Source organism: Streptomyces sp. NPDC001351 (assembly GCF_042896045.1).
Classification (GTDB): domain Bacteria; phylum Actinomycetota; class Actinomycetes; order Streptomycetales; family Streptomycetaceae; genus Streptomyces.
In genome coordinates, this window is the sequence record NZ_JBIAWS010000008.1 from 359,739 (window position 1) to 379,331 (window position 19,593).

The window sequence follows — 19,593 nt, forward strand, 5'->3', positions numbered from 1 at the left end:
AAGATCGGGAACCGGCCGCCCCGGAGTTCCCTCCGTGCCCGTCAGTCGAACCAGCGGTCCCGGGCCAGTTCCTCCGTCCGGGACGGGTCCTCCAGCAGGGCCGCCACCTCGAAGCGCCGGGGCCACTGGCCCGCCGCCCAGGCGAGGCCCGCGGCCACGCCCTCCAGGGTGGCCGCGTGCAGCACCCCGTCCGCCGTCAGGCGCCAGTCCAGCTCCACACCGTCGACGACGAGTTCCTCGTGTTCGACGTACGTGTCGGGCGTACCGGCGCCCAGCAGGACCCGTACCGCGTCCGGTACGTCGTGTTCGGTGCCCTCGGAGGTGACTTCGCCCGTCACGGATTCGCTCAGGCGCCGCACCTGGAACAGTTCGGCCAGTTCGGCGGATCGGGCCGGGCGTACCGGCAGGAGGGGGACGCCCTCGGTGAAGGGCAGCAGGTCCGGGGAGTCGACGACCACGGCGTCGGCGGCGTCCACGACCTCGACCCGGCCGTCGACAACGGCCCGCAGCTCGTCCGGCAGGGTCACCTGCTCGGGGTCCAGATCGGCCAACGCGCCGTAGAGGGCGTGCAGTTGGGCCCCCGTGACCTCACGCTCGGGGTCGGCGAGGCGGTCCAGGAGTTCGGCGGCGCCGCCCGGCTCGTCGAGCAGGGCCGACACCGATGTCCGTACGCCGAGCGCCCGCAGCACCTGCTCGTCGTCGAAGCCGGTCGCGTCGGCCTCGTCGTACAGGCCCCGCAGAAGGGGGTCGCCGCCGGACGCCAGCAGCCCGGCCGGGCGGCGGCCGTCGAGGACCGGGTGGCCGCGCAGCCACCAGGCCGTGTAGGGGCGTACGACCTCGTGCGTACCGTCGGGCAGCAGGATCCGTACCGGCTGGGTGAGGGCGTCGCGCAGGGGCGGCTGGGCGAGCAGGGCGAGGGCCTGCGGCCACTTGTCGTCGTCGACCAGGTCGAGGTCCCGTACGGCGACCAGTTCGGTGGCGACCGGCGGTACGGGTGTGTCCGGGAAGCGGTCGAGGACGTCCTCGCTCCACACGTCCACGGCGTCCAGCAGCCCCGCGTCGTCGGGTTCGGCGTAGTCGCCTTCCCTCGGTTCGAGTTCGTCCGGGTCGAGGACGACGTCGGTGGCCCGTACGAGGGCGAAGGTGGCGAGGACACCGCAGGCGGCCAGTGGTTGTTCGCCCCACTTGTCGGCCAGCTCGGCGTCGACGGTGGCGAGTTCGTCCGCCCGCATGACCTGGTGGAAGGGGCTGCCGGGGAGGACGAGTTCGCCGGCGGGGGCGAGTTCGCCGTCCTCGTCGGGGAGGGCGAGGGCGCCGAGCCACGGCTCGTCGCCCGGCTCCAGACCGGCGTCCCGTACGAGCGCGAGAACCGTGTCGGCCAGTTCCTCGGCGTCGGGCGCGTCCTGCTCCCAGTCGAGTCCGCCCTCGTCGTCGAGGGAGGCGGCCACGGCGGCCCGTACCTGGGGGGTGGTGAGGACGGCGCGGGGTGTCGCCGGGAGGGCGCCGAGCTTCTCCAGGAGGGGGTGGGCGGCGTCCGGGTGGGCGACCTTCAGGCCGAGCCGGGCGAGCACCTCGGGGTCGATGCGTGCGGCGTCGGCGGTGGGCAGGAGCACCTGGCGGGGGCCGATGGTGGTACGGCCGTCGGCGAGCGGCACGGGCAGTCCGGAGAGGCGGTCCGGGTCGACCCCGGCGAGGCTGTCGTAGAGCCGACGCCACCAGCCGGGCTCCTTCTCCAGACCGGCGAGGCGGTCGATCGCGTCGGTGAGCGGGACGCGGGCGACGCCCAAGGTCCGCAGTTCCACGCGCCGTTCGAGTCCGGCGGGCAGGAGGGTCGGGAGCACCTCGGCGAGGACCTGCACCGTGTCGTGGCCCGCGCCCTCGACGATCTCGGCGTCGCGGGGGCGGAGGGACTCGGGCAGCTCAGGGTCGTGGTCGTCGCCCTGATCCTTGCCGGGCTCGGCGGCGGGCGGGAGGAAGGAGGTCCGCGGGAGCCGCTCCAGGATCGCCTGGCGCAGTGCGCCGTCCAGCTCGCCCTTGCCCAGCGGGCCGGGGACGAGGTCGATGATGCCGCCGCTCACCGGGCGCCAGTCGGCGAGGAGTTCGGCGTACGCGTCCGCCGCGCGCTGGACGAGGAAGTCGGTGAGGGGGCCGGGTGCCGCGTGCCGGCGGGTGGTGTCGAGGGGGAAGGAGGCGATGAGCAGGGCGGGGACGCCGAGGGGCTCGTCGCTGGGGGTGGGGGCGTGGACGACGGCGCTGGTGCGGGGGCGGGCGGGGGAGCTGTCGGTGGCGTCGACGGGCACGGCCCAGGTGAGGGACCAGTGCGGGCGGAGGCGTTCCTCCACGGGGCGGTCGGCGAGGAGGTCGGGGGTGAGGGGGCCGTGGGCGGAGGACGTACGCCAGTGGGTGGTGCCGCCCAGGGAGTCGTCGACGACGGTGAAGGAGCCGTTGGTGCGGCGGCTGAGGGTGCGGGGGCTGTCGCCGTTGATCTCGACGACGACCTCTTCGAGGCCGGGGAGGGCGAGGAGCAGGGCGTCGTCGACGGCGCCCAGGAGGCGTTCGGCGAGGTCGGTGGCGGCGGTGTCGCGCAGCGGGAGGATGACGGCGGTGTCGTACGGGTCCGGGGCGGTGCCCTCGGCGGCGAAGGGGAGCCGCAGGAGCGGGACGTGGCCGTCCCGGCGGCGGATCTCGTCGCCCAGTCCGGGGCTGTGCCGTGCCGTGTCGGCGGCCAGTTCCCGGGCCTCGGCGAGGGACCAGCGGACGCCGCCGTGGCGGCCGACCAGGGCGGGTTCGTCGGTGACGGCGAGTACGGCGGCGAAGCCGACGCCGAAGCGGCCGACCGCGGTGTCGTGGGCGTCGCGTTTGGCGGAGGCGCGGAGGGTGGAGAGCGACTCGACGCCGGTTGCGTCCAGGGGGGCGCCGGTGTTGGCGGCGACGAGGACGCCGTCGCGGAGGGTGAGGCGGAGGCGGCCGGGGACGGCCGCGCGGGCCGCCGCGTCCGCCGCGTTCTGGGCGAGTTCGACGACGAGGCGGTCGCGGTAGCCGCCGAGGACGAGGTCCTCCTCGGCGTTGGCGTCCTCGCGGAACCGGGCGGGGCTGGTGGCCCAGGCGTCGAGTACGCCTCGCCTGAGGCGGGCGGTTCCGAAGGGGTCCGCGCCCTCGGGTGCAGGCCGCACGAACTTGCTCACGTTGGCTCTCCTCATCGGCCCTCATCGGCGTGAGCTCGAAGGTACCGCGAGTTGTTCGCCGCCCCCGCCGCCCCTACCCGTCCCGACCCGGGGGCCAGCCCCCGGACCCCCGCTCCTCAAACGCCGGAGAGGCTGGTTTTGGCGCAGCCAACTCAGCCCGTCCGGCGTTTGGACGCGCCTGCAGGCTTACGAGTGCCCCAGGTCCGCCGCTTCCCCGTCGGAGACGACCGGCACGGACCCGGAGTCCGGCGCCGGGCGCAGCGGGAACGGGTCCACGCGGGTCTCGTCGATCACCGGCGGTGCCGGCTGCGGGGGCTTCGGCATGACCGCGGCCTCGGAGTGGCCTCCGCAGCCGTACGCCAAGGACACCACGCGGCCGTCGGCCGGGGAGAACTCGTTGGCGCAGACGCCGAAGGCCTGGCCCAGTGAACCGCCGATCGGCTGCAGGAACCCACAGCTCACGCAGGACGCCGGTGCCGCCTGCGCCATCGGCGTCTTCGCGCCGTACGACTCCTCCCAGCGGTCCGCGGCGACATGCAGGCCGTAGCGGGACAGGACGCGCGCGCGGCGCATGCCGAGTTCCTCGGCGACCGAGGCGATGGAGCCGCGGGACGGGACGACGGGCAGGTTCGCGGGGGCGCCCGCCGTGACCTCCGCGTCCTCCGCCTCCACCAGCTCCGCCATCTCCTCGGAGACGGCCGCGTTCGGCACGGGCTCCTCCTCACCGGAGTAGCCGGGCTCCAGGCGCAGGTCCTCGGCGTCGGTCGGGAGCAGATCGCCGGGGCCCATGTCGCCGGGCCGCAGGCGTTCGCTCCACGGCACCCACTCCGGGGCGAGCAGCGCGTCCGGGCCGGGCAGCAGGACGACCTCGTCGAGCGTGACGAACTTGGCGCGGGAGGCGCGGGCGACCGTCACGGCCCAGCGCCAGCCGCGGTACCCGAGTTCCTTGCACTCGAAGAAGTGCGTGACAACGCGGTCGCCCTCGGACTCCAGCCCGACATGCTCGCCGACCACGCCTGGCGCGGCGGCCTCCTCGGCGGCGGCGCGCGCGAGGTCGACGGCCTCGGCGCACAGGCGGTCGGGGGTGCGGCTTCGCGTTGTCGCTGCGCTCACAGGTATCGCTTCTCTCCTACGCCGTCACTCGGGTGCGCCGGCCTGAAGGCGGTGGGTGCGGACGGAGCGGACCGGAGGGCCGCGTCGACGTCCGCGCCCGATCGCACTCGGGCGCACCTCATGCATCCATTCTGCGGGATGTCCGAGAGGCGCGCGGCCGAGAACGTTCGCCACGACGCGCTACGCACGCTACCTTCTCCCGACCGCTCGGCCTACACCGACGGGAGGTTTCCCCCCGCGGGCCCGGCAACGATCTGGCATGCACCTGGGAAAAGCAGAGGAACTACGCGCCCATACGCGCGGTAACCGCACTACACACAGGTTTCTCGGGGCACTATGACGGGGTGGCAGCCGCAAGGACGCCCCAAGGCACCGCCGGGGTCGGTGGGATCAGGGGCAGCAGTCGTGGTGGCGGTTCGGGCCGGTTCGGCGGGTCCGTCCGCGCGGTCGGCCGTGCCCTGCACTTCCCGGTGACCGGAACGGCCCGCGGGATCAGGAGGGCCACGCATGCGCACGGCGCCGGTGAGTCGGGCCTCGGCAAACTGATCGAACTGCACGCGGTGAACGGTGCCGGTGACGTCATGGTCACCGTCGCCCTCGCCTCCACCGTCTTCTTCTCCGTGCCGACCGACGAGGCGCGGGGGCGTGTCGCGCTCTACCTCGCCATCACCATGGCGCCCTTCACCGTCCTCGCCCCCGTCATCGGCCCGCTTCTGGACCGGCTCCCGCACGGCCGCCGCGCCGCGATGGCGGGCTCGATGCTCGCCCGGGCGCTCCTTGCGCTGATCATCGCCGGGGCGGTCGCCGGCGGCGGCCTGGAGCTGTATCCGGCCGCGCTCGGCGTGCTGGTCGCGTCGAAGGCGTACGGCGTGGTCAGAAGCGCGGTCGTGCCCCGGCTGCTGCCGCCCAAGTTCTCTCTGGTGAAGGCGAACTCCCGGGTCACGCTCGGCGGTCTCCTCGCCACCGGTGTCGCGGCGCCGATCGGGGCGGGGCTGCATGCCATCGGTCCGCGCTGGCCGCTGTACGGCGCCTTCGTGATCTACATCTGGGGCATGTTCCTGTCCTTCTCGCTGGCGCCGAAGGTGGACTCGGCCAAGGGCGAGGACACGGCGCTGCTCGCGGCGGACGAGCAGCATCTGCACGGGCCGCACATCAAACCGGTCAAGAAGCCGGGCCTGAGGACCGTCGGTATCGCGGTCACCCACGCGCTCGGCGCCAACGCGGCCCTGCGCTGGCTGTCCGGGTTCCTGACCTTCTTCCTCGCCTTCCTGCTGCGCGAGCATCCGCTGACCGGCGAGAGCGCGGCGGTGTCGCTGGGCCTGGTGGCCGTCACGGCGGGCGCGGGCAACGCGCTCGGTACGGCGGTCGGTGCGTGGCTGCGGCAGCGGGCGCCGGAGATCATCATCGTGACGGTGCTGCCGATCGTGCTCGGCGTGGCGATCACCGCCGCGATCTTCTTCGGCGCGTTCCTGGTGGCGTGCCTCGCCGCGTTCGCCGGGTTCTCGCAGGCCCTGGCCAAGCTGGCACTGGACGCGCTGATCCAGCGGGACGTGCCCGAGACGGTGCGCCCGTCGGCGTTCGCGCGCTCCGAGACCATGCTGCAGATGGCCTGGGTGCTGGGCGGCGCGATCGGCATCGTGATGCCGCTCAACGGCGCGGCGGGGCTGTCCCTGGCGGCCGCGGTGATCGCCTTCGGCTGGGCCACCACCGTCCGCGGGCTGCTCGGCTCGGCCCGGCACGGGGGTGCGTCGAAGCCTCGCGTGGCGTAACACAGGGGCACGCCGCACCCCAGGTAAAGAGAGCGTCGGACGGGCCCTATAGCCTTCGCCCATGACCTCGATGCAATCCGATGCTGTGCGACGCCGCCGCGCCGTCGCCGCCGCCGGCGCCGTTTCCGCCGGACTGCTCGTCCTGTCGGCGTGCGACAAGCCGACGCCGCTGTCCACCATCACGGTCGGCCGCTCCTCCGTCAGCTCGGAGGCCACCTGCGGCGGCGAGGGCAAGTCCCTGCAGACCGCGGACCTGGCGAAGTGCCTCAAGGACAAGAACATCAAGTCCATCAAGGTCGACCCCGACGACACCGTCCGCTTCGGCGTCGACCCCAAGATCGCCGACAAGCGGTGGACGGTCCTGATGAACGGTCAGCCCCTGACCGAGGACAGCGACAAGACCTACCGCACCATCCCGGGCAGCGTCTTCTTCAACGCCCAGTACGGCGCCCAGGGCAACTCCACCCTGGTCACCATCAAGGCGGGCGACGGCAAGAAGGGCGGCAGCGCGGTCACCGGCCTGTGGTCCTTCAAGCTCAAGAAGAACGACTGACCCCGCCTGCCGAGCCCGCCGGGTCCTTCGTGTCTTTGGTACGTGTCCTCGTGGCCACCGCGGTTCCCGTCGAGCGGGACGCGGTGGCCCGGGCGTTCACGGGAGACGGCCCCCTCACGGCTGACGTGATCGCCGCCGGTGTGGGGCCGGCGCTCGCCGCGGCCTCCACCGCGACCGCCCTCACCACCGCCGCCCTGAGCGGCACCCCCTACCACCTGGTGGTCTCCGCCGGAATCGCCGGCGGTTTCCAGCCCGAGGCCCCCGTCGGCTCCCTCGTGATCGCCGACGAGATCACCGCGGCCGACCTGGGCGCCGAGACGCCCGAGGGTTTCGTCCCGGTGACGGAGCTCGGCTTCGGGACCGTCACCCATCGTCCGCCGAAAACACTCGTACGAGACCTCGCGTCCGTGACCGGGGCGCCCACCGGCACCGTACTCACCGTCTCCACCGTGACCGGCACCGCCGAGCGCGCCGCCGCCCTGCGCGCCCGCCACCCCCGCGCCCTCGCCGAGGCCATGGAGGGCTTCGGGGTGGCCGAGGCGGCCGCCGCGCACGGCGTGCCGGTGCTGGAGATACGCGCGGTCTCCAATCCGGTCGGCCCGCGCGACCGCGCCGCCTGGCGCATCGGCGACGCCCTCACGGCCCTGACGGAGGCCTTCGGGAAGCTCGCGACCGTACTGGAGAGTTGGAACCAGCATGACCACTGAGCCCGTACACCCCGCACAGCCCCTGCAGATCGCCTACTCCCCCTGCCCGAACGACACCTTCGTCTTCGACGCCCTCGCCCACGGCCGCGTCTCCGGCGCCCCCGCGCTGGATGTGACCTTCGCGGACATCGACATCACCAACGGCATGGCCGAGCGCGGCGAGTTCGACGTCCTGAAGGTGTCGTACGCCGTGCTGCCGTACGTCCTCGACGAGTACGCGCTGCTGCCGTGCGGGGGTGCGCTGGGGCGGGGCTGCGGGCCGCTGGTGCTCACCCGTGGGCCGGGGGATCTGACGGGCCGTACCGTCGCCGTGCCGAGCGAGAAGTCGACGGCGTATCTGCTGTTCCGGCTCTGGGCCGCCGACACGGTGCCCGGCGGGGTCGGCGAGATCGTGGTCATGCCGTTCCACGAGATCATGCCCGCCGTGCGGGACGGGAAGGTCGACGCGGGGCTCGTCATCCACGAGGCACGCTTCACGTACCAGAACTACGGCCTGCACAAGCTCGCCGACATGGGCGAGCACTGGGAGGACACCACCGGGCTGCCGATCCCGCTGGGCGCGATCATCGCGAAGCGGTCGCTGGGGGCGGAGGTGCTGAAGGGGCTCGCCGAGTCGATCCGCTCCTCCGTACGCGCTGCCTGGGACGAGCCCGAGGTCTCCCGCCCGTACGTCATGGAGCACGCCCAGGAGATGGACCCGGCCGTCGCCGACCAGCACATCGGCCTGTACGTCAACGAGTTCACCCACGACCTCGGCGAGGACGGCTACGCGGCGGTACGCGGACTGCTCACACGTGCGGCGGCCGAGGGGCTGGTGCCGCCCCTCGGCCCGGATTCGCTCGAATTCCCGTAGGGGATACGGGAATTGTTGAGGGTTATACGTCCAGCTGGTCGGCGACCGCGCGCAGCAGGCCCGCGATCTTCTTGCCGGAGGTCCTCTCGGGGTAGCGGCCCTTCTCGAGCATCGGGGTGATGTTCTCCAGGAGGGTCGTCAGGTCCTGGACGATGGAGGCCAGTTCGTCCGGCTTCTTGCGGGTGGCGGCCGCGACCGAGGGGGTCGGGTCCAGGACGGTGACGGAAAGTGCCTGGTCGCCGCGCTGGCCGGCGACCACACCGAACTCCACTCGCTGGCCCGGCTTGAGCGTCTCGACTCCGGCGGGGAGGACCGAGGAATGGACGAAGACGTCGCCGCCGTCGTCACGGGAGAGAAAGCCGAAGCCCTTCTCGCTGTTGAACCACTTGACCTTGCCGGTAGGCACGTCTGTCCTCGTCCTCGTACTCGTCGGAAAACTGCTTCGGAAACGGCTCTTGATAGCACTCGGGCGGGTCGTCGCGGACCCGCCGGTACCAAGGCTAATGGTCTTCAGGCCGGTGACAAGACGTCGCCGGGTTGTTCCTTCGCGCAGGGAACTACCCTGGTCCGGTGCGTGACAAAACCCAAACGAATTCCGCCGAGCCCGGTGACCGACTGATCCGTGTCGGTGCCATCGTGTTCTTCCTCGGTGCCCTGGCCACACTCGTCACAGTGGCTCCGCTGTTCCTCCACGCGAAGCCATTTCCGACATACATGTTCGGACTGAGCATGCTCATGGGGGTCGGCTTCCTGATCGCCGGCGCCGGAGTGCTGCGGTCGATCGCCGCGGGCCGCCGTCAGGCGCGCGCCGGGCGGTAGTCCGCGAGCCAGCCGGGGAACTCCGTGAGGTCCCCGAGGACGACGTCCGCCCCGGCCGTGCTCAGTTCCTCCGCGCTGCACGGACCGGTCGCCACGGCCACCGACAGCGCGTCGGCCTTGCGCGCGCCGCGTACGTCGCCGATGTGGTCGCCGACGTAGATCCCGGCCCCGTGCTCGCGCAGCGCCTCCGCCTTCTGCTCGGCCCACAGGTCGCCGACGACCTCGTCGGGATGGATGCCGAGGTGTTCCAGGTGCAGCTTGGCGTTCGGCTCGTACTTGGCCGTGACGACGATGGCGCGTCCGCCGGCCGCCTGTACGGCGGCGATGGCCTCGCGGGCGCCGGGCATCGCGGGGGTCGCGGCGATGGCGATCGTGGGGTACATCGACCTGTACAGGTCGGCCATCTCCGTCAGTTGCTCCTGGGGGAACCAGTTGATGAGCTCCTCGGCGAGGGGTGGTCCGAGGCGGGTGATGGCCAGGTCGGCGTCGATGTATGTGCCGGTGCGCTCGGAAAGAGCGAGGTAGCAGGCGTGGATGCCGGGGCGGGAGTCGATGAGGGTCATGTCCAGGTCGAAGCCGACGGTGGGCGGGAGCGGGGTCGTGTAGGCCATATGGGCCATTGTGCCCAGTGACTCGGTCACAACCGTTGCCTGGCGGCTGCGGGTGGGTGGGGGCTTGTCGCGCCCACGCGGCGGCGCCGCAAATCGATACAGCCCCGCGCCCCTTTTAGGGGCGCCTCTGTGAGCGCCAGGTGATGAAGAGCGCCGACAGCACGGCCGCGCCCCTCACCACCCACGGCCAGGTCTGCGCCATCGCCTCGTTCATGTGGCCCTGGGGTATGGGGGTGCCCCAGCGGCCGTCGTTTCTGCCCCAGAGCCAGATGAGGCCGGCCGTGACGGCGAGGCCGGGCATGCCGATGACCGCCCACTTGGACTCGTTGCGGGTGAGGCGGCGGGAGGCGTAGGCGATGAGCCAGCCGAGCAGCAGGGCGAACCAGTTGCCGAGGATCGCGCCGACGACGAGCAGGCCGGCGGCGACCAGGAGGAGCGGGTTGCTCCAGCCCCCGGTGGGGAGCGCGAGGCGGCGACGCGGGGCGGGGGCCTCGGGTGCGGTCTCCTCCTCGGCTTCCGGGGCCCGCTCGACGGCCGGTGGCGGCTCCTTCTCCAGATCCTTCGGGCGCGGTGGCCTGAGCAGGTCCGGGATCTCCACACCGCCGGTGAATCCCGGGACGCTCTCACCGAAGGGGGTGCTGTCGACCCGCCACCAGTCGGGCTGGGTCGCGCTGTTGCCGAGTTCCTCGGCGCTCGCCATGTGCGGCGGGGAGGCGGCGGGCCTCTCGGGTGGGGCCGGCTGGGCGGGGCGGGGGCGCGGTACGACCCGGCGCAGGCTCTTCGGCAGCCGCCCGCTGTCGTCCGGTTCGTCGTCGCGCTGCACCGGCACATGGGTGGGGGCCGACTGGGGTGCCGAGGCGGTGCCGCCCGCCGCGGCGACGACCTCGTCCGGGGTGCCGAGCCGGGAGAGGATGCGGCGGACCGCGGCGGGGCTGTCGACGGTGGCCTTCGCCCGGCGGCGGTCGATCTCACCCCGGAGCTCCGACACCAGGCGCATGCGCGCGGCGGACGGCAGCTGCCGCTGCTGCGCCACGTCGCCGACGCGGCTCAGATACTCGTAGACGACCTTGTCGCTCTCGATACCCACGAAGTCCCCTTTGGGGTGGGTGCGTTGGTTTTCCCGTGCTGCTTCCCGTGACGACGGTAGCGCAGGCCGCGGGTCACGTCGGCCGGCACACCAGCGGGTATCGGGTCTCCGAGCAGGGGCGGTTGCCGTACTCGCGCAGGACGTCCTTGCCGCCCTGGTCGGTGAGGTAGCGCAGGAAGGCGGCGGCGATGGAGTCGGCGGGCGGTTCGCCGTAGGTGTAGGCGTACTCGGTCTGCCAGTACGGGTAGGTGCCGTGCTCGACGCCGTCGAGGGTGGGCGGCATGTCGTCGATGCGGAGCTTGACGAGACGGCCGGAGGTCACGCTGCTGACCTCGCTGTAGCCGAGGGCACCCGGGATGGCGGCCGTGCGGTCCAGCAGGTTGTCGGTGCTGTCGGCCTCGCAGACGCCGGGCTTGTTGCGGTCCAGGGCGGTGCAGTCGTTCACGTCGGCCTCCGGGACCGGGCGGCCCTTGAGGACGCGCTTTTCGAGGGCGTTGCGGGTGCCGGAGTTGCGGAAGCGGTCGACGAGGTGGACGGGGAGGTCGACGCCGCCCACCTCGGACCAGTTGGTGATCTTCCTGGCGTAGATGTCGCGGACCTGCTGCAGGGAGAGGTTGCGGACCTTGGCGTCGGCGTTGACGACGAGTGTGAACAGCGTGTACGCGACCGGGCGCGGCAGGATCTGGGGGTGGTTGCCCTCCGCCGGGCCGTCGGTGAAGGCGATGTGGTCACGGAGCCCTTGTTCGCCCGAGATCCCGGCGTCCGCGCCGGTCTTCTCCAGGGCTGCGACGCCGTTCCCGCTGCCCTGGAAGGTGCCCCCGTCGACGGGGATGTGCGCGCCCTTGGCCGCGCACAGCTTCACGTACTCGTCGGCGGCGGCCTTCACCGCGGGTGCGAAGGCGGTGGAGCCGCCGAGGTGGAGGGTGCCGCCGACGCAGTCCAGCGGCGCCGGCTCGTCGCGTACGAACAGGGTCAGGCCCGCCTGGACCATGACGGCCAGGGCCAGCAGGATGATGCCGAACCAGGCCGGCCGGGACGCGAAGACATGGCTCTCGGTCCTGGCGACCTTGAACCGGAAGAACCGCAGCACCGGGTCGAACCAGCGTCGGCGGCCGCCGACGGCACCGCGGAAGACGGGCTTCGGGAAGGGTTCTCTGCTCTGGTCGTCGGGCCAGCGCTCCAGCACCACGAGCACCTTGTACTCGGCCCGCACCGGGAGCTTCACCTTCGGCAGCCGGATGACGCCCTGCCGTTCGGGCAGGTGGTTGTCGTGGCCGAAGCCGGGCACGGCCTGGTTGTCCCGGATGAAGGAGTCGCGCAGTTCGTCCTGGCTCAGTTCGGTGACCACCAGGGCCGCGACCTGGCGTTCCCGGAAGGTGACCCGTATGCCGCAGGGATCGCTGTCGGGGGTGAGGTAGTCGCCCTCCTCGATCGGGGCGGTGCCCGCGTTCTCGATCCGCAGCAGGACGAAGGAAGGATCCTTCAGATGGTGGCCGTCCTGCTGCATGTCCCGCAGCACTCCGGCGTACGGCGACTGGGTCGCGTCCGCGGCGAGCGTGTCCATCTGCACGCGGTAGCCGAGCCGCTTGCGGCCGACGACGGCGAACTCCCACAGGAACGCAGCGAACGGGAAGCCGACGCTGACGAGAGCAACCCACTTGTCGAAGTCGAGGTTCACCCCGGGCCCCCAGTTCCCCCGTGTCCACCGAACACCCAATCGCCCGCAACCACCGTGCAGTTGACAGGGAGCCCAGGGTGACCAGTGGGTGCCGGGTGGGGCCAGGATTGCCGCAATCGTCCCGCTGAAGTTCATCCGGAGGTCAACTGCGAAACGTCCCGTTAGCCAAGTCAGCCCGTCGTGGGGGTCCCCCCGCTCGAGCGAAGCCGAGAGTGGGGGAGTTTGAGGACGAGCCCCTTCAGGGCCGACGGGGGTCTGGGGGCGCAGCCCCCAGGGACGCGACCCCACCCGCTACCGTGGGTCGGATGAGCACCCCGGCCGCTCCGCGTTCACTCGCAGAGGCACTGCGCAACAGGGACGACGCCTCCCTGGCGGCACTGCTGCGCGCCCGCCCCGACCTCATCACGCCCGTCCCCACCGACCTCACCCAGCTGGCGACCCGGGCCGGCACCCGCGCGTCGGTCGTGCGGGCGTTGGAGCGGCTGGACCGTTTCGCGCTGCAGACGGCCGAGGCGCTGGCGGTGGCCGCGGATCCGGCGGGGTACGAGGAGCTGCTCGGGCTGATGAGCGGTGACGACGGCGACCCGGCGGTCGCCGCGGCGCTCCCCCGTGCCCTGGGCACCCTGCGTGAGCAGGCCCTGGTATGGGGCGGCGACGACCGGCTGCGGCTGGTGCGGACGGCCCGTGAGCTGCTCGCGCCGGCACCGCAGCACCCGTCGCCGACGGGGCTCGGGCCCACGGCGCAGGAAGCGACGGCGGGTATGTCGCCGGGCCGGATCCAGGAGATCGTCACCACGGTCGGGCTGCCCTCGACGCACGACTCCGTCTCCGCCGTGGCCTCGCTGACCGCCTTGTTCGGCGACCGCGCCCGGATGACGGCACTGCTGGCCGAGGCGCCTGTGGAGTCCCGGGAGGTGCTGGACCGCCTGGTGTGGGGGCCGCCGTACGGGCAGGTCACGGCAGATCCCGCGCCCCGGCTGCGCTGGCTCCTGGACCGCGGGCTGCTGCTGCCGACGGCGCCCGGGACGGTCGTACTCCCCCGTGAAGTGGCCCTGCACTTGCGCGGCGGCCGTGCGCATCGTGCCGTCGAGCCGCTGCCGCCCGCCCTGGAGGTGACGGCCACGCACCGTCCACAGGTTGTGGACGCGACGGCGGCCGGGCAGGCGTACACGGCGCTGGCGACCGTGGAGGAGCTGCTGAAGGACTGGGACGAGGGCGGGCCCGCGGTGCTGCGGGCCGGCGGTCTCAGCGTGCGCGACCTCAAGCGCACCGCGGTCGCGCTCGACGTGTCCGAGCCCGTCGCCGCCTTCTGGGTCGAGCTGGCGTACGCGGCCGGGCTGCTGGCGTCCGACGGGGAGGCCGACGAGCGGTATGCGGCGACCCCGGCCTACGACGAGTGGCTGGAGCTGCCGCCCGCCGAGCGCTGGGCGCAGCTGGCGCAGGCGTGGCTGACGGCGACGCGGACCGCGGGCGTCGTCGGGGCGCGGGACGCGAAGGAACGCACCTTGTCGGCGCTGGGACCGGGCCTGGACCGCTCCGCGGCCCCGGAGGTACGGCACCGGGTGCTGAGCCTGCTGGCCGGGCTGCCGGAGGGCGCCTCCCCGTCTGCCGAGTCCGTCCTGGCGCGGCTGCGCTGGGAGCGGCCCCTGCGCGGCCCCCAGCTGGGCGACGACCTGCGTGGACGGCTCGCCGGCTGGGCGCTGTCGGAGGCGGAGACGCTGGGCGTGACGGGCCGGGGCGCGCTGTCCGCGCACGGCAGGGCGCTGCTCGGGGCGCCCGCGCCCGTGCCTTCACCCGCGCCGAAGGACGCCGAGCCGGCGCAGGAGGGCCCCGGCGACAAGCTCCCCGTCCACCACGTGCCGCTCACCGTGGAGCCCCTCTCCCCCACCGAGCAGGCCACCGCCTCCGCGGCGGCCGGCCGTCTCCTCGCGCCGCTCCTGCCCGAGCCCCTGGACCATGTGCTGCTCCAGGCGGACCTGACGGCGGTGGCCCCCGGCCCGTTGAAGCGCCCGCTGGCCGACATGCTGGACGTCCTGGCGGACGTGGAGTCGAAGGGCGGGGCCACCGTCTACCGCTTCACACCGGGTTCGGTACGGCGCGCCCTGGACGCGGGCCGCACGGCCACCGACCTGCACGCCTTCCTGAGCGCCCACTCCCGCACGCCGGTACCGCAGCCGCTGACGTATCTGATCGACGACGTGGCCCGCAAACACGGGCATCTGCGGGTGGGCGCGGCCTCGGCGTACGTGCGCTGCGACGACGACACGATGCTCAACGAGATCATGGCCGACAAACGCGCCGCGGCCCTGCGGCTGCGCCGCCTCGCGCCCACCGTCCTCGCCACCCAGGCCGACCCGGCGACCCTCCTCGACGGGCTGCGCGCGATGGGCTTCGCCCCGGCCGCGGAGTCGGCGGAGGGCGACGTCCTGATCACCCGCGCCGATGCCCACCGCACCCCGCCGCGCACCGCCCCCGAGCCGGTCCCGGACGGTCCGCCGACCCCCGACGCCACGCTCCTGGCGGCGGCGATCCGCGCGATCCGGGCCGGTGACCTGGCCTCCACCACCCCGCGCAAGCAGACCCCGTCGGCCGCGCCGGGCGGCGACCTCCCCCGCACCACCTCCGCCGAGACCCTCGCCACCATGCAGGCCGCCGTCCTCACCGGTGAGGCCCTGTGGATCGGCTACGTCAACGCCGAGGGAGCCGCCAGCCAGCGCGTCATCGCCCCGATCCGTGTCGAGGGCGGCTTCGTGACGGCGTACGACCACACGGCGGACGAGGTGCGGACGTATCCGCTGCACCGGGTCACGGGGGTCGCCGAACTCGCGGACGACTGATCAAGGCCGGACAGGACCGGCAGCGGTCGGTTGCTGCCGCTTCCCGACCTCCCGTGATCATCCTTGGATGCGGCACACTGGACGTTTGGCCGAGACGTTTGGCCAAGACGTCCGGCCCACGGAAAGGGTGCCCCGCGTGAATGGTCCACTCATCGTCCAGTCCGACAAGACCCTGCTCCTCGAGGTCGACCACGAGCAGGCCGACGAGTGCCGCCGGGCCATCGCGGCGTTCGCGGAGCTGGAGCGGGCGCCCGAGCACATCCACACCTACCGGGTGACACCGCTGGGGCTGTGGAACGCGCGGGCGGCCGGGCACGACGCCGAGCAGGTCGTGGACGCGCTCGTCCAGTACAGCCGGTATCCCGTGCCGCACGCCCTGCTCGTGGACGTCGCGGACACCATGGACCGGTACGGGCGGCTGACCCTCAGCAAGCACCCCGCGCACGGACTGGTGCTCACCACCACCGACCGGCCGGTGCTGGAGGAGATCCTGCGCTCGAAGCGGATCGCTCCGCTGGTCGGGGCGCGGATCGACCCGGACACCGTGGCCGTGCATCCGTCCGAGCGCGGGCAGATCAAGCAGACGCTGCTGAAGCTGGGCTGGCCCGCCGAGGACCTCGCGGGATACGTCGACGGCGAGGCGCACCCGATCGAGCTGCACGAGGACGGCTGGGCGCTGCGCCCGTACCAGAAGCAGGCCGTGGAGAACTTCTGGCACGGCGGGAGCGGGGTCGTGGTCCTGCCCTGTGGCGCGGGCAAGACGCTCGTCGGCGCCGGGTCCATGGCGCAGGCGAAGTCGACGACGCTGATCCTCGTCACCAACACCGTCTCGGCGCGGCAGTGGAAGCACGAACTCGTGAAGCGCACGAGTCTCACCGAGGACGAGATCGGTGAGTACAGCGGTACGCGCAAGGAGATCCGGCCGGTCACCATCGCCACGTACCAGGTGCTGACCACCAGGCGGAAGGGCGTCTACCCGCACCTGGAGCTCTTCGACTCCCGCGACTGGGGCCTGATCGTCTACGACGAGGTGCATCTGCTGCCCGCGCCGGTCTTCAAGTTCACGGCGGATCTGCAGGCGCGGCGGCGGCTGGGTCTGACGGCGACCCTCGTACGGGAGGACGGGCGCGAGTCGGACGTGTTCTCGCTGATCGGCCCGAAGCGTTTCGACGCGCCGTGGAAGGAGATCGAGGCCCAGGGCTACATCGCGCCCGCCGACTGCGTGGAGGTCCGGGTCAACCTCACCGACTCCGAGCGGCTCGCCTACGCCACCGCCGAGCAGGAGGAGAAGTACCGCTACTGCGCGACGACGGAGACCAAGCGGAAGGTCACCGAGGCGATCGTGCGCCGTTTCGCGGGCCAGCAGATCCTCGTCATCGGGCAGTACATCGACCAACTCGACGAGCTGGGCGAGCACTTGAACGCGCCCGTCATCAAGGGCGAGACCTCCAACGCCCAGCGCGAGAAGCTCTTCGACGCCTTCCGGGAAGGCGAGATCAGCGTGCTGGTGGTCTCCAAGGTCGCGAACTTCTCCATCGACCTGCCGGAGGCGACCGTCGCCATCCAGGTGTCGGGCACCTTCGGCTCACGCCAGGAGGAGGCCCAGCGGCTCGGACGGGTACTGCGCCCCAAGTCCGACGGCCACCAGGCGCACTTCTACTCGGTCGTCGCCCGCGACACCATCGACCAGGACTTCGCCGCCCACCGCCAGCGCTTCCTGGCGGAACAGGGCTACGCCTACCGGATCATGGACGCGGACGAACTCCTGGCGGAGGGCTGAGCACAGCGATTCCCCCACAGGGAAGCCGCCGGGCGTCTGTGCCGTCACTTACGGCGTACGCCCGCTTCCTCGCCGTACTCGCCGAGGATGACCACGTCGAAGGCGGCGCCCGCGAACACCTTCAGGGCGCGCAGGGCGTCGCCGAGGCGGTGGCGGTGGCTGCCGAGGACGGGGGTGGCGCCGGGCGGACCCGGCCGGCCGGGGCCTGGGGTGATGGTTGCTGCGCTCATGTATCCATGGTGGATCGGCAGGCATAAAGGGAGCATCGGCCTGCGGACCGAACCTCCTTCGCCGCCACGTACGACTCCGGTCCTGGCCCTCCCTCCCGGGTATGACGGGGACATCCCCTAGGGGGCCCTGAGGGGGAGGCCCGGGCGGCGGACGGGGGGGTGGAAAAACCGTTGGCCTCCGTCTCCCCCGTTCACCTAGAATCTCCGCTCTTGCCCGCCTCCCTCCACGGAGTGCCGCCGCCCGGACGGAAACCGGTCGGCACCTCGCAGCCCAGCCCGCAGCGCCTTCGGAGGCACAGCCTTGTCCACGCCCGTCGACGACCCCACCCCTCTCGACGACCCCCTCTCCCGCGAGCGCGCCCACCTCGCCGAGTCCCGTGCGGCCCTGCGCGCCATGCGGGAGGACGTCGAGTCGCTCGACATCAGCGACGTCACCGCGAACTGGGTCAACGCCGAGGTCCTGGCCCGCCAGATCGACGAGCGCATCAAGGCGCTGGCCGACCTCAGCGACACCCCGCTGTTCTTCGGCCGCCTCGACTACCTGCACTCCCCGGGCGCCGACCAGGCCGAGGGCGCGGAGGGCGAGCGCTTCTACATCGGGCGCCGGCATGTGCACGACCACGACGGCGACCCCATGGTGATCGACTGGCGGGCTCCGGTCTCACAGCCGTTCTACCGGGCGTCGAAGAAGGACCCGCTGGACATCGCGCTGCGCCGCCGCTTCGGGTACACCCGCGGCGACATCACCGCGTACGAGGACGAGCACCTCTCCGACCCGGCCGAGGCCGCCCGCACCAGCAAACTGCTCCAGCAGGAGATCGAGCGCCCGCGCGTGGGTCCGATGCGGGACATCGTGGCGACCATCCAGCCCGAGCAGGACGAGATCGTGAGGTCCGGGCTGGGCGGGACGGTGTGCGTACAGGGAGGACCCGGGACCGGAAAGACGGCCGTCGGCCTCCACCGCGTCGCGTATCTGCTCTACGCCCACCGGGAGCGGCTCGCCCGCACCGGCACACTCGTCATCGGGCCGAACAGGTCCTTCCTGCACTACATCGAGCAGGTCCTGCCCGCCCTCGGCGAGTTGACGGTCCAGCAGGCCACCGTGGACGACCTCGTGGCCGGGGGCATCGAGGTCCGGGGCACCGACGACGCGGCGGCCGCGGTCATCAAGGGCGACGCGAGGATGGCGGAGGTGCTGCGGCGGGCCGTCCACTCCCACGTCACCATGCCGACCGAGCCCCTCGTCGTCGTGCGCGGCTCACGCCGCTGGCGGGTACCCGCGTACGAACTGGAGGACATCGTCCGGGAGTTGCTCGACCGCGGCATCCGCTACGGCGCCGCCCGCGAGGCCCTCCCGCAGCGCATCGCGCACGCCGTACTGGTGCAGATGGAACGGTCGGGGGAGGCGCCGGACGACCGGGTGCAGGACGCGGTGGCCCGCAACGCGGCGGTGAAGGCGGCCGTCAAACAGGTGTGGCCGCCGGTGGATCCGGCGAAACTCGTGCTGCGCCTGCTGACGGACGCGGACTTCCTCGCCGTACACGCGGAGGGAGTCCTGGACGAGGACGAGCAGAAGACGATCCTCTGGTCGAAGCCGGTCCGCAGCGTGAAGTCCGCCAAGTGGTCCGCGGCCGACGCCGTGTTGATCGACGAGACGACGGACCTCGTCCAGCGCACGCACTCCCTCGGGCATGTGGTCCTGGACGAGGCGCAGGACCTCTCCCCCATGCAGTACCGCGCGGTCGGCCGCCGCTGCACCACCGGTTCGGCGACCGTCCTCGGCGACCTGGCGCAGGGCACCACGCCCTGGGCGACGCGGAGCTGGGACGAGGCGCTCGCGCACCTCGGCAAGTCGGACGGCGTGATCGAGGAGCTGACGGCCGGTTTCCGCGTGCCCACGGACGTCATCACCTACGCCTCCCGGCTGCTGCCGCACATCGCTCCCGGCCTCACTCCGGTCGCGTCGGTCCGCGAGAACCCGGGCTTCTTCGCCCTGCGCCCGATCGAGGACGTCTCCGAAGTGGTCGCCGCCTGCGAGGAGTTGCTCCGCAACGAGGGCTCGACGGGCCTGATCGCGGCCGACGCGCGCGTCCCGGCACTGGCTCAGGCACTGACGGCGGCCGGGATCAGCTACCTGGCCCCCGGTGAGGAGACGACGGCCGAGACCCGCCTCACCCTGGTCCCGGCGTCGCTCGCCAAGGGCCTGGAGTACGACTACGTGGTCCTGGACGAGCCCCAGGCGGTGGTCGACGGCGAGCCCGACGAACGGACCGGCCTGCGCCGCCTGTACGTGGCGCTGACCCGCGCGGTGTCCGGCCTGATCGTGACGCATGCGGCACCGCTGCCACCGCAGCTGGCCGAGTAGGGCGCT

15 protein-coding genes are annotated in these 19,593 nt (G+C 72.5%); 8 read left to right on the top strand and 7 right to left on the bottom strand.

The window, feature by feature from the left end:
* Nucleotides 1–41: 41 nt before the first annotated feature.
* Both ACFY1U_RS29715 and ACFY1U_RS29720 read right to left on the bottom strand, forming a co-directional pair.
* Nucleotides 42–3,185, bottom strand: coding sequence for a sacsin N-terminal ATP-binding-like domain-containing protein (locus ACFY1U_RS29715; RefSeq protein ID WP_390697193.1), 3,144 nt, complete (start codon nt 3,183–3,185; stop codon nt 42–44).
* Between the two features lie 186 nt (nt 3,186–3,371).
* The gene (locus ACFY1U_RS29720) at nt 3,372–4,298 is read right to left on the bottom strand and encodes a DUF3027 domain-containing protein (protein ID WP_390697194.1); all 927 of its coding nucleotides are present in this window, start codon (nt 4,296–4,298) and stop codon (nt 3,372–3,374) included.
* A 344-nt stretch (nt 4,299–4,642) separates the two neighbouring features.
* On the opposite strand from ACFY1U_RS29720, the gene ACFY1U_RS29725 reads away from it, so the two are divergent.
* From ACFY1U_RS29725 to ACFY1U_RS29740, 4 genes are all read left to right on the top strand, one after another.
* Nucleotides 4,643–6,067: an MFS transporter gene (locus ACFY1U_RS29725; protein WP_390697195.1), complete on the top strand. Its 1,425-nt coding sequence runs from the start codon at nt 4,643–4,645 to the stop codon at nt 6,065–6,067.
* A gap of 61 nt (nt 6,068–6,128) precedes the next feature.
* On the top strand, nt 6,129–6,620 hold the full coding sequence (locus ACFY1U_RS29730; protein ID WP_390697196.1) for a DUF2771 domain-containing protein: 492 nt from the start codon (nt 6,129–6,131) through the stop codon (nt 6,618–6,620).
* 29 nt (nt 6,621–6,649) lie between these two features.
* Nucleotides 6,650–7,327 carry a futalosine hydrolase gene (locus tag ACFY1U_RS29735; protein WP_390697197.1) on the top strand — a complete coding sequence of 226 codons (678 nt, stop codon included), beginning with the start codon at nt 6,650–6,652 and terminating at the stop codon, nt 7,325–7,327.
* Nucleotides 7,317–8,180, top strand: coding sequence for a 1,4-dihydroxy-6-naphthoate synthase (locus ACFY1U_RS29740; protein ID WP_390697198.1), 864 nt, complete (start codon nt 7,317–7,319; stop codon nt 8,178–8,180). Before ACFY1U_RS29735 ends, ACFY1U_RS29740 begins: the two co-directional genes overlap by 11 nt.
* A gap of 22 nt (nt 8,181–8,202) precedes the next feature.
* Here ACFY1U_RS29740 and ACFY1U_RS29745 read toward each other — a convergent pair whose 3' ends face one another.
* Nucleotides 8,203–8,586, bottom strand: a complete 384-nt coding sequence (locus ACFY1U_RS29745; protein ID WP_390697199.1) for a cold-shock protein — start codon at nt 8,584–8,586, stop codon at nt 8,203–8,205.
* A gap of 164 nt (nt 8,587–8,750) precedes the next feature.
* Here ACFY1U_RS29745 and ACFY1U_RS29750 point away from each other — a divergent pair, with 164 nt between their 5' ends.
* Nucleotides 8,751–8,999, top strand: coding sequence for a hypothetical protein (locus tag ACFY1U_RS29750; protein ID WP_390697200.1), 249 nt, complete (start codon nt 8,751–8,753; stop codon nt 8,997–8,999).
* Here ACFY1U_RS29750 and ACFY1U_RS29755 read toward each other — a convergent pair.
* The 3 genes from ACFY1U_RS29755 to ACFY1U_RS29765 form a co-directional block, all read right to left on the bottom strand.
* Nucleotides 8,978–9,619, bottom strand: a complete 642-nt coding sequence (locus ACFY1U_RS29755; protein WP_390697401.1) for an HAD family hydrolase — start codon at nt 9,617–9,619, stop codon at nt 8,978–8,980. The genes ACFY1U_RS29750 and ACFY1U_RS29755 overlap by 22 nt on opposite strands.
* 106 nt (nt 9,620–9,725) lie before the next feature.
* The gene (locus ACFY1U_RS29760) at nt 9,726–10,697 is read right to left on the bottom strand and encodes a hypothetical protein (RefSeq protein ID WP_390697201.1); all 972 of its coding nucleotides are present in this window, start codon (nt 10,695–10,697) and stop codon (nt 9,726–9,728) included.
* Between the two features lie 73 nt (nt 10,698–10,770).
* Nucleotides 10,771–12,375: a PstS family phosphate ABC transporter substrate-binding protein gene (locus tag ACFY1U_RS29765; RefSeq protein WP_390697202.1), complete on the bottom strand. Its 1,605-nt coding sequence runs from the start codon at nt 12,373–12,375 to the stop codon at nt 10,771–10,773.
* Between the two features lie 305 nt (nt 12,376–12,680).
* On the opposite strand from ACFY1U_RS29765, the gene ACFY1U_RS29770 reads away from it, so the two are divergent.
* Complete coding sequence (locus tag ACFY1U_RS29770) at nt 12,681–15,212, top strand: helicase-associated domain-containing protein (RefSeq protein ID WP_390697203.1); 2,532 nt, start codon at nt 12,681–12,683, stop codon at nt 15,210–15,212.
* Between the two features lie 136 nt (nt 15,213–15,348).
* Entirely contained in the window at nt 15,349–16,992 is a 1,644-nt protein-coding gene (locus ACFY1U_RS29775) for a DNA repair helicase XPB (protein ID WP_390697204.1), read from the top strand.
* Nucleotides 16,993–17,036: 44 nt separating this feature from the next.
* Here the strand turns inward: ACFY1U_RS29775 and ACFY1U_RS29780 are convergent, their stop codons facing one another.
* Nucleotides 17,037–17,222 carry a hypothetical protein gene (locus tag ACFY1U_RS29780; protein ID WP_181922421.1) on the bottom strand — a complete coding sequence of 62 codons (186 nt, stop codon included), beginning with the start codon at nt 17,220–17,222 and terminating at the stop codon, nt 17,037–17,039.
* Nucleotides 17,223–17,523: 301 nt separating this feature from the next.
* Between ACFY1U_RS29780 and ACFY1U_RS29785 the strand changes: the two genes are divergently transcribed.
* Nucleotides 17,524–19,587, top strand: a complete 2,064-nt coding sequence (locus ACFY1U_RS29785) for a HelD family protein (RefSeq protein WP_390697205.1) — start codon at nt 17,524–17,526, stop codon at nt 19,585–19,587.
* Nucleotides 19,588–19,593 lie beyond the last annotated feature (6 nt).